Raw genomic sequence first — 14,484 nt, 5'->3', positions numbered from 1 at the left:
TTGCCACACTGCGTCCGCACCTGGCCGAGCCAGGGCCCGCCGCACGCCCGACCCGAACCGGCGGACTGGGGACCACACGCCTGGGAGGGGACCGAACTCGATGACGGACCACAGCAGTTCTGCCGGCGGGGTCGGCCACGGCCGGCCTTCGGAGCAGCCCGCGCAGTTCGGCCCTGTGGAGCAGGCGGCCTGGCAGCAGGCGCAGGCACAGCAACACGGTCAGCACCCGCAGCAGCATGGTCAGCAGGCACAGCAGCATGGTCAGGCGGCGCAGGCACAGCACCCGCAGCAGACGCGCAGCCCTTACGGCTGTCCGGCCGCCGCCGCCCCGTCCCCTCAGCCTCAGCCCCAGCAGCCGACCGACGCCGCGCGCGCCCAGGTCGCCGCCGCCTGGGTGCGCCGTGCACCGCAGGCCGCCGTGCCGCCGAGCCAGGCGGCCGTACCGACCCTGCCGCCGCGTGCGGACCAGCCCCCCGCCGAGTCGAAGAAGGACAAGCGGGAGCGGGCGAAGGCCGAGCGCAAGGCCGCGTACGAGCGCAGGAAGGCAGAGCGAGGGGAGCGCGGCCGATCCGCCCCTGCGCCGACGGGCGGGCAGCGCACCGCATCCGCGGGTCCGCACACCGTCGCCGCCTCCACGGCGCCGCAGCAGGTCGCGTCCGCCGCGCCCGCCCGTGCGGGGTTCGACGTGCCGCGGCCCGGCGGGCGGCTGCCCGCCCAGGGCCGGCGTACCCATGTCGCCCTGCGCGCCACCCTCTTGATCACCACCTGCGCCTTCGCGCTCGGCTCGTGCGGTGTCATGGGCCTGGTCGTCGGCAAGTCGTCCGACGTGCGGAGCGCCGCCCTGGACACCAAGGACGTGCAGCGCTTCCGGCTCACCGAGTTCCCGACGCGGACCGCGGCGACCTTCGCCGAGGAGTACGCGGCGCTGTGTCTCACGTACTCGCCGCCGACCGCCGACCAGCGCCGCAAGGCCCTGACCCGCTACGCCTCGGCCGGCGTCGACGCCGACTGCGGGTGGGACGGCAGCGGCAAGCAGAGCGTCACGCTCGCCACCTGGGACGGGACCGCCGAGGAGATTCCCGAGTACGGAAAGAACGGCCGGTACCTGGGAGTTCAGGTCAGGCTGTCGACAGGCCGCACGACGACCCTCTCCGTGCCGGTGTACGTGAAGGACCTGGCCGGGGCCTCGGGCCTGCGGATCGTCGGCGACGTGGGCGAGATGCCGCTGCCGGTGCGCGGTACCGCGCCCGAGGTGGACAAGGACGACGAGGTCGTCGACCAGGACCTCTCCGATCAGCTCCGGACCAAGGTGCTGCCCGGCTACTTCGAGGCATGGGCGGAGTCCGACGCGACGGCGATGACCCGCTTCACCACTCCCGACGCGACCCTCGCGGCCACTTCGGGGCTGGCCGGCGCACTGTCAGCGCCGAAGATCCACGAGGTGGCCGCCCTGGCGCCGGCGGGCACGGACGACGGCGACTCGGTCGCGTACGACGAGGGCGAGTCGGTGTGGGCCCGTGTGACCGTCGAATGGGGCGGCGGCACTTCGGCCGACGAGACGGCCGGCCGCGAGCCGGGCCCGGTGGTCCGGCGTTCGTACCGGGTGACGGTGGTGAACACCGCGCAGGGCTGGTTCATCAAGGACATCCGGGGCGGGGTGCTCGACCCGACGGGCGGGCGTGCCGACGAAGGCGATCCCGTCACCCCCGGCACCGAGGGCGTCCCGCCCGCCGACGACGCTGAGCCGTCCGGGACCGGAAAGCCCGCCGACAACGCCCCGCCGCCCGGGGGCGCAAAGCCCGCCGACGGCGGGAAGCCGGCCGGTGCGAAGCGTCCCTGACCAGGGGCGTCCACGGCACACGGCGTATCGATCCACGTACGGAATCCGCACACAGCAGCAGTACAGCGAAAGGACACGCCATGTACTTGGCAGCAACCTCCCTCGAGGGAATGTTCGGTGAGATCCAGGACATCCTCCGCAACGTCGGCACCATGGTCGCCGTCATCGCCCTGCTCATCCTCGGCATCCGGATGCTGCTGTCGATGAAGCGCGGCGACGGAATGCGTGAGGCCTTCCAGGGCTTCGGCATGATCGCGCTCGCCGCACTGATCATCGGTGGCGCGACCGGTCTGGCCGGTCTGCTCATCGACCTCGGCGGCCAGATCGGCGGCGGTGGCGAGGGCGGCGAGAGCTGAGCCGCGGGCGGCACGGCCGCCCGCGGCCCTTGGACCTCGATCCGCACACCACGTCTGAGAGGAGGAGCGACGGATGGCACAGGAAGCGCCGGACGCGATCGACCCGCTGATCGCATACGACCACACGGATCTGCTCAACCGGCCGAAACGCATTTGGAACTGGGGCAACATCCCGCTCCCCGGCCTCCTGCTCCCCGCCCTGGGCGCCGCCTTCGGATTCGGGGTCGTGTGGCTGGTCACGATGCTCTCGCTCTCCGCGTTCCTGCCGTTCCTGAGCCTGTCGATGGTGACGTCGGTCCTGTACCTCGGCCCGCCCGTCGCCGTGTACTTCGTCTGGGGCCGGCCCCTGCCGTCTGCCCTGACCCTGAGTCAGCAGCTGGTCGTGTGGGCCGACTTCTGGTTCCAGCCGAAGCATCTCCAGGGCCTGGCGGCCGACCGCGAACCCGAGGAACTGCACTGGCAGGTCATCCTCTGGCAGCCGGGCTCATCGCGCTGGCAGCGGCAGTACGACAGCGCGTCGGAGGAAGCGGCCCGCAGCGGCTCCTCGTACGCCGCCGCACAGGGCGTCACGGCCCGCGCCTCCGCCGCACCCCAGGGCACGGCCGGTTCCACCGCCACGTCCCGGAACGCGGCACACTCCGCCGCCGCACCGCGTGGCACAACACACCCCGGCGCCGGGCTCTCGGCCGCCGGACACTCCGAGACCGCAGGATGACTCCTCCATGTTCATGATGATCCTTCTGGGCGGGGCGGTCGCCTTCTTCGTGATCGCCATGATCCTGGCCGCCGGTTCCCCGGCCTCCAAGGGGAAGAACCGCGGCTCCGCAGGCGGGCGCGGTTCAGGAGGCTCCTCGGCCCGGACACAGGACCGGGCCGCCCGCCGCGAGGACATGCGGCTCCCGTACCGCTTCGCCGACGACATGCTCTTCGTGCACGGCGACTCGGTGTGGACCGGGCTCGTCCTGCCCACCGCCATCGACGAGTACCTCAACGAGTCGGAACTGCGGGCGATGGCCGAGGGCCCGGCCCGCGGCCTGCTCAACCTCGCCCGTGGCGACCGGAACGTCGAGTGCCACTACCGCAAGGTGTACCGGCCGATCACGGCCGTCGACTGGGCCGAGCAGCTCAACGCCGTCGCCTGGGACCCGACCGAGAACTACAAGGCGTACAACCTGCGCAAGGCCGAGTACCAGGAGCGCATCGGCGCGATGCGCGAGCGCAACATCCTCCTCGTCAAACTCGGTTCCCTGAAGCGCGGCTCGAACGGCGACGGCGGGGTGCTGCCCGGCGGCGACGACCCGGTCGAGGACCCGGGGCTGACCCGTGCCCTGCGCGGTGCGACGGACCGCGCGGCCGCGAGCGCCACCGGAGTCCACGACGAGTATCTGTCACCGGTCGTCCTGGCCCAGTGGACCCAGGTCGCCCGCGAGGTGCACGAGAGCCTCGAAGGCCTCGGCGGCGCGCCGTTGACCCGCGAGGAGCTGGTCTGGCTGATCCGCAAGCCGCTCCACGGCGAACTGCCCGTGCCGCCCGAGCCGGTGCTCGGCTCCCGCTCCTGGGGCCCCGACCAGTTCGACCTGGTCGTCGACTTCTCCGGCGAGAACCGCAAGACGCACATCGTGCTGCACCAGTACGACGAGGTCACCGGTGAACGGCACACCAGCTACACGACCACCCTGGTCGCCGCCGGCTGGCCCGCCGAGACCCGCTTCCGCCAGTCCACGGCATGGGCGCGCTACGCCGCGCAGAACGTCGAGTTCCCGGTCGAGATCGACATGCGGTTCACCCTGATCCCGTACCTCAGGTTCAAGGACCGTGCCGGGAAGATCAACGGCAACCTCATCGACGAGATGAACGACATGGCCACCTCCGGCCGTTCACCCGACACGAAGCTCGCCAGCCAGGTCACCCGCGCACAGCACCTCGTCGACGATGTCGAGGAGCACAAGATGCCGGGCATGGAGGCGCAGATCCGCTTCACCATCTCGGCCCCCGACGTCGCGGAGCTGGAACGTCGCCGCCGGGTCCTGGAGATGCAGTTCAAGCAGGACCTGAAGGTCACCCTGCTGCGCCCCACGCGCCAGCAGTGGCGTCTGCTGCAGTCCCAGCTGCCCGGCGACGCGCCCAAGCTGCCCATCGCGCCCTATCTGCGGCTGCAGGAGGTCGAGCAGCTCGGCGCCGGTCTGCCCACCGCGGGCACCGAGCTGGGGGACAACCCCGAGCAGCGCTCCGGGAAGCGGCTCGGCTGGGTGGGGAACCTGGTCGGCTGGGCGGGCAAGATGCCCGTCCACTACTCCCTGCACGTCGGCCCCGCCCGCAACGACGGCGGCGGTCTCGCCATCGTCGGCGCGTCTGGCGGAGGCAAGTCCTCGCTCGCCCTGCAGAAGTTCTACGAGGAGTCGGAGGCGGGCGTGCGCTGCCTGGTCATCGACCCCAAGACCGACTTCGCCCAGCTCTGCTACTACCTGGGCTTCGGATCGCAGGTGAACGACCCGGACTTCGCGCACGACGCGGAGACGGGCCTGCTCGGCACCGAGGCCAGCCGGTTCCGGCCGGTCAACCCGGAGTTCTGGGCCGAGACCGAGGTCGTCGACCTCCTCAAGGGCCAGGCCGGTGTGCTCGATCCCTGGGTGATCGCCCGCGACGTGCCCTCGGGCCGGCTGCTCGCCGAAACGATGCTGCGCGGCTTCCTCGGCGACGAGGACTACCAGCGGGTGCGCCTTCCCGTCATCGAGGCGATGGCCACCGTCGTCGGCTGGTACAACTCCGCGATCCGGCAGGCCACCGAGCAGGGACTGGGCGCACGCGACGCCGAACAGCGCGTCCCCAGGCCCACGCTGTGGCAGGTCGTCGACGAGGTCGTACGCGCCTACGACCACGCGGTGTCCACCGGCGACCGTGAGTCCGCGAAGGATCTCAAGCTCGCCCAGATGCTCCTCACCGAGCTGCGGACACTGCCGTACGCGCGACTGGCGTTCGCCGAGCGTCCGCAGCCGCTGTCCGCGATGCGCAAGCGCCGTACGGTCATCACCCTGCGCGGCTTCCAGTCCCCTGCCGCATCCGACCCCCGCAGCTGGAACCCGGCCGAGCGCCTCGCCGCCACCGCGCTGATGGCCGTCGTGGAGCTGGGCAGCCAGATGCTGGACGTCGGTTACGAGAAGAACCCGGTGACGGGCGAGGTCGGGCTGCGGCCCAAGGCCCTCTTCGTCGACGAGGCGTACGTCGTCACCGCGACCGAGAGCGGCCGCGACCTGATGCGGCGCGCGCTCAAGCAGGGCCGCTCGTATCTGGCCGTCACCGTCCTGATCACCCAGCAGGCCATCGACCTCGTCCAGATCGAGGACTCCGAGGCCCGCAGCGGTGGCGCCAACCAGATCCACACGGTCTTCGCCTTCAAGCAGAAGTCCGCCCAGGAAGCGTCCCTGGTGGCACCGTTGCTGGGCCGCCCCGAGAACGACCCCAAGGTCATCTCGGCCCTGCAGGAACTGCGCACGGGCGTGTGCCTGCAGCGCGACGCCGACAAGCGGGTGGGCACGGTGGCGGTGGACCTGGTCTTCAAGGAGATCCTCGCGGCCACGGACACCAACGGCACGACCCGGCCGTCCCGGCAGGGGATCGACCCGCCGCTGAGCGTGTGGGACTGGACCTTCCTGCAGGAGGCGGGCGAGTCGGATCCGGCGCCGCGACCGGAAGCGGAGCCGACGGCCGCGGTCTGACCCGCCACGACGCACACCCGAGGTACCGAGACACACCACCTGAGTACCGACGCCCACCCGTACCAAGGCACACCGAGGAGCCCACCCATGCGACGCCTGCCCAGCACTCTCGCGATCGGCACCGTCTTTGTCGCGCTCGCGACGGTCACTGGTTGCGGATCGGATTCCGACTCCGCGAAGGCGGCGGGAGACGTGGCCGGCTCGTCCGGCTCGGCCGGTCAGGCCGACGAGAAGGATCAGGCCGGCGGCGGCCTTCCCGGCGCCGGGACGATGCGCGGTGCGCAGGAGTTCCTTCTGGGCGCGGGTCTGCCCTGCACCAGCGTCAGCACGGATCGGAACGCCAAGGGAGCCCCCGCCCAGGGGTTCCTCGGCACCACGTCTGCCACTGCCACCGACGAGGAGAAGCGCAAGGCCGCGTCCTGGAGGATCAAGGAGGCGGGGGTCTGCGGCGAACACCACGGCAGCAGCTGGGTCATCTACCTGCCCGAGGACATGGAGACGTTCCAGCGGAAGTACCGGGACGCCGCCCTGGAGACCGCGAAGGAGAGCGACGGCAGCTACGGCAGCCTGCGCACCGGCCGCTACCTCTTCGGCGCGGACTTCGTGGTCGATCCGACCTCCAGCCTCCGGGACAGCGGCCTCCTCGAGACCGGTCTGCTGATCTTGAACTGTGACCCCGGTCTGAAGGTGGCCAGCGGCTACCGCAAGCAGGACGCCCTGGTGGACGGCTGCGCCCTGACGAACTACATCCCGGGCTGATCTCCCACGGCTGTCCGGTCTCACCACCTCTCTCGTACCGAAGGAACCCTCATGCGCCTGTCCCGGACCCTCACAGCCGGCGTCGCCACCCTTGTCGCGCTCGCCGCGCTCAGCGGCTGCAGCAGCGACCCGATGGAGGACCTCGGGCTGCCGGCGGCGGACGACATCGCCGGAGTGGAGCGCTTCGTGAACAGTGTGTCGTCCTGCCAGGAACTCGAGCCGAAGGGGAAGCTCGAGAGCGGCGACGTCGTCGACCCGGCGGACGAGGCCTGGGGTGTGGGGGAGAAGTGGTACTGCCACGACGAGGGCGGTGAGGAGATGGCCCTGATGACCGTCACCGACATGGAGAAGTTCCAGGCCTCGCTCAAGAAGGAATCCCTCCGTCAGGAACGCGAGAACGGCTCCGGCGGCGGCGATTCCGCCCTGGTCGGCGAGAACTTCGCCGTCTACCCCGAGGATGACGACACCGTCCGTGACCTCATGCAGGGCGGATTGCTCCTCATGGCCTGCAAGGAGAAGTACAAGGCGGAGATCCCCAGTGGCTACACGGTCCACGAGGGGCCGGTCGAGGGCTGCTTCGCGACCGACTTCATCCCTTCCTGAGCCCCGTTTCCGCCCCCGCTCCCGCCCCTCGACCGCGAGAAAGAAGCCGATGTTCGTGCGCCGTAGCGCCAAGTCATGCGGAGCCCTCGCTGAAGCCCCGTCCTTGCTCGACCGGGCCAAGAGGGCCGGCCGGGTCGCCAGGACCGGAGTGTTCCTGATCCTGGCGCTGCTCGCGCTGACACTGGCCGTCCCCGGCACGGCGCACGCGGACTTCGCCTGCGACTTCACCGGCGACGACAGCTACCAGATGGACACGCCGGGTACCAACGGCGAGTCCCTCATGCCCGCGACGAATCAGTGGGAGGACAAGGCGGACCGTGCCAAGAACCTGAACGACACCACGGGCATGGTCACCGGTGCGGTCAGGATGCCGAAGAGCGCCGATCAGTACACGTTGTACGAGCTCAACGGCATGCGCGGCATGAACTGGTCCATGACCTTCAAGGACAAGGACGACGGCTCCGAGCGGAACGGTGAGACCGGCAGCGGCGCCGACGACTGCGAGATCATGGACTACGTCAACAACGGCGTCGCCGACATGGTCTTCAACGGCACCAAGATCCTGACCCGTACGGCCATCTCCATCAAGGAGTCCGCCTCCAACCCGAGCCCGCTCAGCGGGCTGTACGAAGGTCGCGACAACGTGGTGAAGACGCTGAAGCGGCACGTCTTCATTCCGGCCGTGCCCGTCATGATCGCGCTCACCGGCCTCTGGGTCTTCACCAAGTGGCGCAAGGGCGAGATGCGTGAGGTCTGGTCCGGCGTCGGCTGGGCCTGTCTGACGACCATCGCCGTCGTGGCCCTCCTGACGGGCGGAAACTACGACAAGGTCATCGACCAGGCGGACTCCGGCATCGCCCAGGCCAACTCCTTCCTGACCGAGGCGGTCCTCAGCGGCGCCTCGGGGGAGATGCAGTCTCCTTGCGACCTGCCGAAGGAGGCGGACAACCGGGGTCTGCGCATATCCAGTTGTGCCATGTACGACACGCTGGCGTTCCGGCCGTGGGCGCTCGGTCAGTTCGGCGAGGGTGGCACGAACTGCATCTTCAGGAAGGACGACGGCGGCAGGGTGGAGGACGGCGCCTGCCTGCCCAAGAGCGCCGGCACCAAGTGCGACTGGGGCAAGGGAGCCCGTTGCGAGGACCTGCGGGCCCGCCAGGTGGTGGCCCAGTCCATGACCAATAAGGACATCCAGGCCGAGAAGGAAGAGAACAAGGAGTTCAACAAGTACGACGACGACTGGGTGGACATCCGGATCGACTTGACCGGCGGCGTGGAGGAGGATGGGGAAGACCTTCCCGACAGGAACGTCTACGACGTCGCGTACGACGACTGGGCCGGTAAGAACGCCGGGAACCGCGTCGGTCTCGCCTTCTACTCCCTCGTCGCCGCGCTCATCGTCGGCCTGATGGTCATCGTCCTCAGCGCGCTCACCCTGCTGTGGCACGCCGTGACACTGATCCTGATCATCCTGCTGCCGCTCGTCGCCACTCTCGGCATCCACCCCTCCCAGCAGAAGCTGCTCAAGGGCTGGCTGGAGACGTTCATCCACAGCTTCGTGCTGCGGGCGGGCTTTGGCGTCATCCTCACCGTGCTGCTCGTGCTGTACCAGATGATCCTGCCCGCGAAGATCGCGCTGGGTATGCAGCTGCTGCTGCTCGTGCTGGTCACCGTCGCTGTCGTGATGATGCTGAAGAAGCTGCTCGCCGGGAACTTCAGTCCGCAGATCGCGGGCGCGCAGGACGCGCTGGGCGTGCGGGACATGGCCAACACGGTCAGCGGCAAGGTCGCCGACAAGGCGCCGGGCACCGCCCGCGCAACAGGGCGTGTGGCCGGGAACGCCGCCGCGCGCGTCGGCCGGGGTGTGGACGGCGCGGTGCTCGGGGGCCGGCTGCAGAAGGGCGGATGGCTGCCCGCCAACAACTCCAAGCGGCAGCAGCGCAAGAGCGCGCACCGGGCCAAGGAGATGCAGCAGAGGGCGTACGAGAGCCAGCAGGGCACAAAGGCAGGGCAGCAGCCGCCCGCTCCCGAGCCCGAGCCGCAGCCGACGCCCCGGCGGAGCGGGCGCGTCAGCGCCTCCGCGCAGGCTCCCGCCCCCACGGCTCAGCCGCCGCAGTCGCAGCCGCAAGTGCAGCCTCAGCCCCGGCCGGTGGCACCGGCGAGCGCGGATCCGCGTTCACCGCAGCCGCCCGCCCAGATCCCGGCGCAGCAGCCGTACCAGCCGCCCCGTGACGACCACCGCATGCCCCGATAGGAGGCGAGGATCATGGCAAGCGTCATCACCGACCACGGGCCGCGGGGCCTCGCCGCGGAGCTGAACGGGCTCCTCGACCTGGACTGGCCCACCGTCTGGGCCGGCATCCCGGCCGACGAGACCAAGCGCGGCTACTGGTGCGAGGGGTTCGGCTGGCAGCCGCTGTGGTTCCAGTCGGGCCTGTGGGTCCGTACGCGCACGGGCGCCCGTCTCCATCTGGCCTCGGTCCGTCCCGGACGTCCGGTGACCGGGGTCTCGTACACGGCCTGGCAGGTCCGCGCGGACGTGGCGGCCGAGAACGCCTCGATCACCACGGCCGCCGAGGAGCACCACGCGGCATGTCTGGCCGCCCTGCGCGAGATCCTCGGCCCGCCCGATCCGCCGGGGGACCAGGAAACGGGCAAGGCGCCGCACAGGCTCGCGCGGTGGACGTTCCGTACTCCTGAGGCCCCCGACTTCGAGCTCGGCCTGCACCTGGCGCCCGGCATGGCCGAGGGGTGGGGACCGGGGAGTGCGACGATCTCTTTGACCTGCCGCGGCCAGGCCGACCCTGGGACGCCTCAGGGGCCGGGCTGGCGACTGTGACGTACGAGATGACGGAAGAGACGAGAACGAGCATGGGCCTGAAGCTGGAACGAGTGAGCCGCACGCCTCAGCAGCTGATCGAGGAGCTGCGGGGTCTGGCCGACGTGGACTGGGCGACGGTCTGGAACGGCCCGCCGTACCCGGGGCAGGGGCTGGACATGTGGTGCGCGCAGTTCAACTGGGTGCCGACGAGTTTCGAGCGGGTCCTGAGTGTTCGGACGGACTCCGAGGGTGAGCTGTGGTTCCCCTCTTCAGGAAACTGGGCCCCGGTCCATGCGGTGGTGCAGGAGCAGTGGGGCGCGTGGGCGGACACCGGAGCCGACAACCCGCTCGTTCTGGAGCGAGCGGCCGTTGTCTGGCCGCAGTACCTGACGGCTGCGTGTTCTGTCCTGGGCGAACCAGCCTGGGAAGGGTCGTGGGAGAGCAAGGACTTTCCCGAAGGGCTCGGTAGCTACACGATTCCGGACCGCGAGAAGCGCATCGTGCGCAAGTCCCCGTATCGGCTTGCCTACTGGATGCCCGCTTCACCCGGGAAGCCGTTGTCCGTTCTGGAACTCACCCTTGGGGCCGGAGCGACGGAGACCGTGAAGCCGCGTGGTGCACTGCTGAATCTGGAATTCCACCCGAGGCCGATCGAGAGCGGACAGCCGTGAGCGCATCGCCGATTCCCGTGGAGGTCGAGGCGCTGGCGCTTGAGCTCGCCCGCCGCGAAGCTGAGGCCACGGCGGCGGCCGATCCCGTCTCCATCGCAGACCAGTTGGAGGCGGCTGCAGGGGACAGGACCATCAGCGAGTACCTTGAGGAATTCGTCAAGGACAGCAAGGGTGTCACGCCTCCGGACGGGGCTGCGCCAGTTAGTGCGTTCTGGTCATTTCATACGGAACACCCCGAAGCGCCGAAGGTCTTCCAAGGGAAGCATGTCCTCGAAAACCGTTTCATAGCTGAGGCGTGGGCGCAGCTACGGAATGAGGAGCGTCCCGGCTCGGCTCAGACGCTGGAAACCACCGATGCCGGCCGCCAATTGAACGCAATGCATCTTTGGGAGCGAAAGGTTCTCAAGGAGCTCGCGTCCAGGGATGGCAGAATCGACTGGGAATTCACAAAGAAGTGTTGGGCTGACCTCTCCGAGACCTACGCCAACGCGGCCAAGGGCCCCGTAGTCGTGTTCGCCGAAACCGGCCACACCCTCTCCATCCTGTACAACCAGGAGAGCCCCACCCTCCAAGCCAACTCCGATGTCGGTCTGGGCAACATCCACTTCGCCTTCGAGGCTCCGCAGTCCTGGCGCGAGACGGCGCGACGCGAACTCGGCACGAACGCGGTTCGTGCCGTCGCCCAGTTCGACAACCCGACCCGTGATGGGTACATCGATCCCGAGACATACGCGACCCTCGCACCTGAGGTTCGCGAGGCCGCGCTCGCCAAGGTGATGGAGCGCGCGACGCCTCAGCGGGAGGCTGCGGCGCAAGAAGTCCCCGCGGCCGAGGGGTCCATCGCCGAGACGGAGGCGCAAGCGGAGGTTGAGGCACCCGCCACGGAAGCCCCGGTAGCGGAAGTCCCCGCCACCGAGACCCCCGAGGTCAGCGTGCCTGCCGCAGAGGTCCCCGCCGCAGAGGTCCCCGCCCCAGAAGGACCCGCAGCGGAAGTCCCCGCGGCCGAGGGGCCCGTTGCCGAGGCGGAGACTCTGGAGCCAGAGGTCCCCGCCGCCGCGCCCCTCGAGGCCAACACGCCCCCGCCGCCCCTGTGGCAGGCCGGCTTCAACCCGAAGCCCAGCCGTGCCGCCCACGGTTCCTCCGGGCCGTCGGCGGTCAACCCCGAAGGTCCCACCGTCGGCGCCGAGCTCGCTTCCCGCGCCGCCGGGAACGGAATGGACGGCCCGGCATGACGGCTCGATCCGCGTCCGCGGCCCTCGTCGCGCTGCGACGCGTCCTGCGGCAGGACGGCGACGACACGTGGGCCGTCCGGCTGCTGCCCCGGGCCGTCTTCGGGCTGGCCGCGGCGTACACGCTCTTCGTTCTCGCGTCGGCCGGCATGTCCTCGTTCATCGCGGTGTGTGCCGTGCTCCTCCTCGTCGCGGCCCTGTGGTTGCTACGTAGCCGAGGCCAGTTGCTGCTGGCGCTGGCATCGACGGTCGTGACCGTCGCGATCACCGGATATCTGGCCGCCGTGGGTGACATCGCCCGGGGTGCGGCGAGCGGACTCCTCAGCGGTCAGGCGGTGTTCGGCTACTGGGCCCTGTCCGGAATGGCCCTGCTCGGGGCCTGGATGGTCAGGAGTCATCCGGGTCGGCGGGGCGTCACGGTCGTGATCGCCGACGTGATAATGGTCATGACAGCCGCTGCGGGGACGATCGTTCCGTCCCTTTCCGTACCTCTTGGGTTCACCGGAGTGGTCGCCGTGCTCGCGGTCAGAGGCGGTGGCGCCGCTGCCGTCCGACGCGGTGTACGGCGGGCGAAAGCCCTGGTCGGGCGGCGGTTGGCGGCAGCCCGCCCCACGGACGGACAGTGAGCCGAGGATGGCTCGAATGAGTTGTCATGTACACAGGGTGAGACACGCGCCGGAATCGTTGGCTTTCGCCAAGACAGTTGATCTAGAGTCCCCTGGGCCACAGATCAACTCGGGGGATTCCACTTATGGTCGCGACGGCTCGCAGAGTGCTGCCCAAAACCGTTCAACAGGCCGCTCTGTCCACACCTATGCCGTGCTTGCGGCGCCCGGACGTATTCCGCCATCCGCTGCTGGAGAACACCGGCACCGCCGCCGCGGGTTCCTCGATGCAAACGCGAAGGATCCGGGCTCTCACGCATGCCGCACGACAGCTCTGCGCCTCCTGTCCTCTCTGGGCGGAGTGCCTGCGGGGTGCGGTCACCCAGTCCGAACCGGGCGGCTACATCGCCGCCACCACCCTGGAGGACCGTCGCTGGATCCGCCGGCGGCTCGACATCGGTGATGACCAGGGGGACTTGCCCGACACGAGTGCAGGCCCCCACAGCGCGGATCACGATGCCGTGCTCGACGCGTTCGACGCCCTCCAGGAACGCCGGTCGGCGGGCCGGGGCACGGCGGCGCGCGCCACGGCACAAGGCCAGCAGCACGGACACACGAACGAGGTAGCGATGACGGCCCCGGCTGGCGAACGGATCACGTTCTCACTCAGCGATCCGGCCCGCGCCATACAGGACGCCGTCCTCGCCCCACTGGTGTGCTCCGCCCTCGCCACGCTCGAAGTCACCGAGAAGCTCGCCGGGATCCTGGTGCACACTCCCTCGGCCGGACCGACGCCCCGGATGCTCGACGCCTTGCGGAGCGCACGTCTGCGTCTCGCGGCATGGCGTACCGCGACCGGGGACGAGACCCCGTACTTCCCGGCGGACGGCGGGCTCACCGCGTCCGTCAGCCTGGAACTGGCGGCCAGCAATCCTCTTGTCGCCCTGCGGCAGGACATCTTCGAGCCGCTGCTGCGTCGTCTCGCCGAGTCGCTCCGGCACATCGAGGACCTCACCTCGATCCTGGTCGCCGCCCCGGGCGACACCACGGATGGCGTCCCCCACGCCACGGAACTGGCGGCCGTCCGCGCCGCACTGCGCGAACTCGACTTCCACCTGGAGCAGTACCAGGTCACCTCACCGCACCGCGAGGCCGAGGCCCCGGATCCCGCCCGTGCGCTCGGTGTCCCGCAGAACGTCGCCCACCACCCGCATCTGCGGCCCGTCTCCTTCGGTGCCCCTGCCGACACCGCGACCCCGTCCGCCCCGCGCGCCGTACCGAGCCTGCGCAAGGCGGTGGAGCAGGCGGTGGCCTCGTTCCCCGGTCCCTTCACCGGCAGGGACGTCCTGCTGGCGCTGCCTCCCGGCGCGTACCGCGACGCGGGGAAGTCTGTGAGCAACGCCCTGTCCGCGATGGTCAAGTCGGGCCGGCTGCGGCGCCTGCACCGCGGTACGTACACGGCGGTCTCCCCGTCCTCCAGCACCGCCTCCTCGCACTCCTGAAGGGCACTCGCGACCATGCAACCGACCTATCCGGCCGCCGACGTACGCGTCTTCTCCCTCAACGCGGGCCTGATCGACGGGGTTCCCGTGACAGCTCCTCCCTACGGGGACATCCAGGAGGTGGTCATCGGAATCCTCCAGCAGCGTGCCCAGCAGCTCGGAGCGCCGACCGAGGCCGTGATCACGGACGACCGCTACGGCGGCTCGATCCGCATCCTCATCCACCCGGACGGTATGACGGAGCCCCTGGACTGAGCGCCGGCTCCCTCGCCGGAACGTCAGGCGTCCGGTTCGCGGTACCCGCTCCGTGTCTGGCAACTGCCCTCCCTGGGCAGGCGTCGCATGATCGACGATCGACGGCCGGATCTACGTATAGGTACGT

13 protein-coding genes are annotated in these 14,484 nt (G+C 69.9%); all 13 read left to right on the top strand.

Annotated features, from left to right (window positions below; translation table 11 throughout):
- Positions 1-100: 100 nt before the first annotated feature.
- Positions 101-1,840 (top strand): conjugal transfer protein, encoded by a 1,740-nt coding sequence (locus OG766_RS10475; RefSeq protein WP_328725131.1) that lies wholly within the window; start codon positions 101-103, stop codon positions 1,838-1,840.
- An 80-nt stretch (positions 1,841-1,920) separates the two neighbouring features.
- On the top strand, positions 1,921-2,196 hold the full coding sequence (locus tag OG766_RS10470) for a TrbC/VirB2 family protein (protein ID WP_266374486.1): 276 nt from the start codon (positions 1,921-1,923) through the stop codon (positions 2,194-2,196).
- 73 nt (positions 2,197-2,269) lie between these two features.
- Entirely contained in the window at positions 2,270-2,911 is a 642-nt protein-coding gene (locus tag OG766_RS10465; protein WP_328725130.1) for a hypothetical protein, read from the top strand.
- A 7-nt stretch (positions 2,912-2,918) separates the two neighbouring features.
- A complete protein-coding gene (locus OG766_RS10460) occupies positions 2,919-5,912 on the top strand; it encodes an ATP-binding protein (protein WP_266374489.1) in 2,994 nt (997 codons plus the stop codon).
- A gap of 87 nt (positions 5,913-5,999) precedes the next feature.
- Positions 6,000-6,671 carry a hypothetical protein gene (locus tag OG766_RS10455; protein ID WP_328725129.1) on the top strand — a complete coding sequence of 224 codons (672 nt, stop codon included), beginning with the start codon at positions 6,000-6,002 and terminating at the stop codon, positions 6,669-6,671.
- Positions 6,672-6,722: 51 nt separating this feature from the next.
- Positions 6,723-7,274 carry a hypothetical protein gene (locus tag OG766_RS10450; protein ID WP_328725128.1) on the top strand — a complete coding sequence of 184 codons (552 nt, stop codon included), beginning with the start codon at positions 6,723-6,725 and terminating at the stop codon, positions 7,272-7,274.
- A 49-nt stretch (positions 7,275-7,323) separates the two neighbouring features.
- On the top strand, positions 7,324-9,528 hold the full coding sequence (locus OG766_RS10445; RefSeq protein WP_328725127.1) for a hypothetical protein: 2,205 nt from the start codon (positions 7,324-7,326) through the stop codon (positions 9,526-9,528).
- A gap of 12 nt (positions 9,529-9,540) precedes the next feature.
- Entirely contained in the window at positions 9,541-10,113 is a 573-nt protein-coding gene (locus OG766_RS10440; protein WP_328725126.1) for a hypothetical protein, read from the top strand.
- A gap of 53 nt (positions 10,114-10,166) precedes the next feature.
- Positions 10,167-10,766, top strand: coding sequence for a hypothetical protein (locus OG766_RS10435; RefSeq protein WP_328725124.1), 600 nt, complete (start codon positions 10,167-10,169; stop codon positions 10,764-10,766).
- Positions 10,763-11,998: a hypothetical protein gene (locus OG766_RS10430; RefSeq protein WP_328725123.1), complete on the top strand. Its 1,236-nt coding sequence runs from the start codon at positions 10,763-10,765 to the stop codon at positions 11,996-11,998. Before OG766_RS10435 ends, OG766_RS10430 begins: the two co-directional genes overlap by 4 nt.
- Positions 11,995-12,621 carry a hypothetical protein gene (locus tag OG766_RS10425; RefSeq protein ID WP_266374497.1) on the top strand — a complete coding sequence of 209 codons (627 nt, stop codon included), beginning with the start codon at positions 11,995-11,997 and terminating at the stop codon, positions 12,619-12,621. Before OG766_RS10430 ends, OG766_RS10425 begins: the two co-directional genes overlap by 4 nt.
- Positions 12,622-12,887: 266 nt before the next feature.
- A complete protein-coding gene (locus OG766_RS10420) occupies positions 12,888-14,102 on the top strand; it encodes a type IV toxin-antitoxin system AbiEi family antitoxin domain-containing protein (protein WP_328725122.1) in 1,215 nt (404 codons plus the stop codon).
- Positions 14,103-14,117: 15 nt separating this feature from the next.
- Positions 14,118-14,357 (top strand): hypothetical protein, encoded by a 240-nt coding sequence (locus tag OG766_RS10415; RefSeq protein ID WP_266374499.1) that lies wholly within the window; start codon positions 14,118-14,120, stop codon positions 14,355-14,357.
- Positions 14,358-14,484 lie beyond the last annotated feature (127 nt).

It is taken from the genome of Streptomyces sp. NBC_00259 (assembly GCF_036181745.1).
Lineage (GTDB): Bacteria > Actinomycetota > Actinomycetes > Streptomycetales > Streptomycetaceae > Streptomyces > Streptomyces pratisoli.
The sequence above is the reverse complement of the archived record's forward strand: the minus strand, read 5'-3'. Positions and strand labels throughout refer to the sequence as shown.

Coding starts and splice junctions, on each gene's coding strand:
- OG766_RS10475 (WP_328725131.1), top strand. CDS start 101: ATGACGGACCACAGCAGTTCTGCCGGCGGGGTCGGCCACGGCCGGCCT.
- OG766_RS10420 (WP_328725122.1), top strand. CDS start 12,888: ATGCAAACGCGAAGGATCCGGGCTCTCACGCATGCCGCACGACAGCTC.
- OG766_RS10445 (WP_328725127.1), top strand. CDS start 7,324: ATGTTCGTGCGCCGTAGCGCCAAGTCATGCGGAGCCCTCGCTGAAGCC.
- OG766_RS10465 (WP_328725130.1), top strand. CDS start 2,270: ATGGCACAGGAAGCGCCGGACGCGATCGACCCGCTGATCGCATACGAC.
- OG766_RS10470 (WP_266374486.1), top strand. CDS start 1,921: ATGTACTTGGCAGCAACCTCCCTCGAGGGAATGTTCGGTGAGATCCAG.
- OG766_RS10450 (WP_328725128.1), top strand. CDS start 6,723: ATGCGCCTGTCCCGGACCCTCACAGCCGGCGTCGCCACCCTTGTCGCG.
- OG766_RS10425 (WP_266374497.1), top strand. CDS start 11,995: ATGACGGCTCGATCCGCGTCCGCGGCCCTCGTCGCGCTGCGACGCGTC.
- OG766_RS10460 (WP_266374489.1), top strand. CDS start 2,919: ATGTTCATGATGATCCTTCTGGGCGGGGCGGTCGCCTTCTTCGTGATC.
- OG766_RS10455 (WP_328725129.1), top strand. CDS start 6,000: ATGCGACGCCTGCCCAGCACTCTCGCGATCGGCACCGTCTTTGTCGCG.
- OG766_RS10415 (WP_266374499.1), top strand. CDS start 14,118: ATGCAACCGACCTATCCGGCCGCCGACGTACGCGTCTTCTCCCTCAAC.
- OG766_RS10440 (WP_328725126.1), top strand. CDS start 9,541: ATGGCAAGCGTCATCACCGACCACGGGCCGCGGGGCCTCGCCGCGGAG.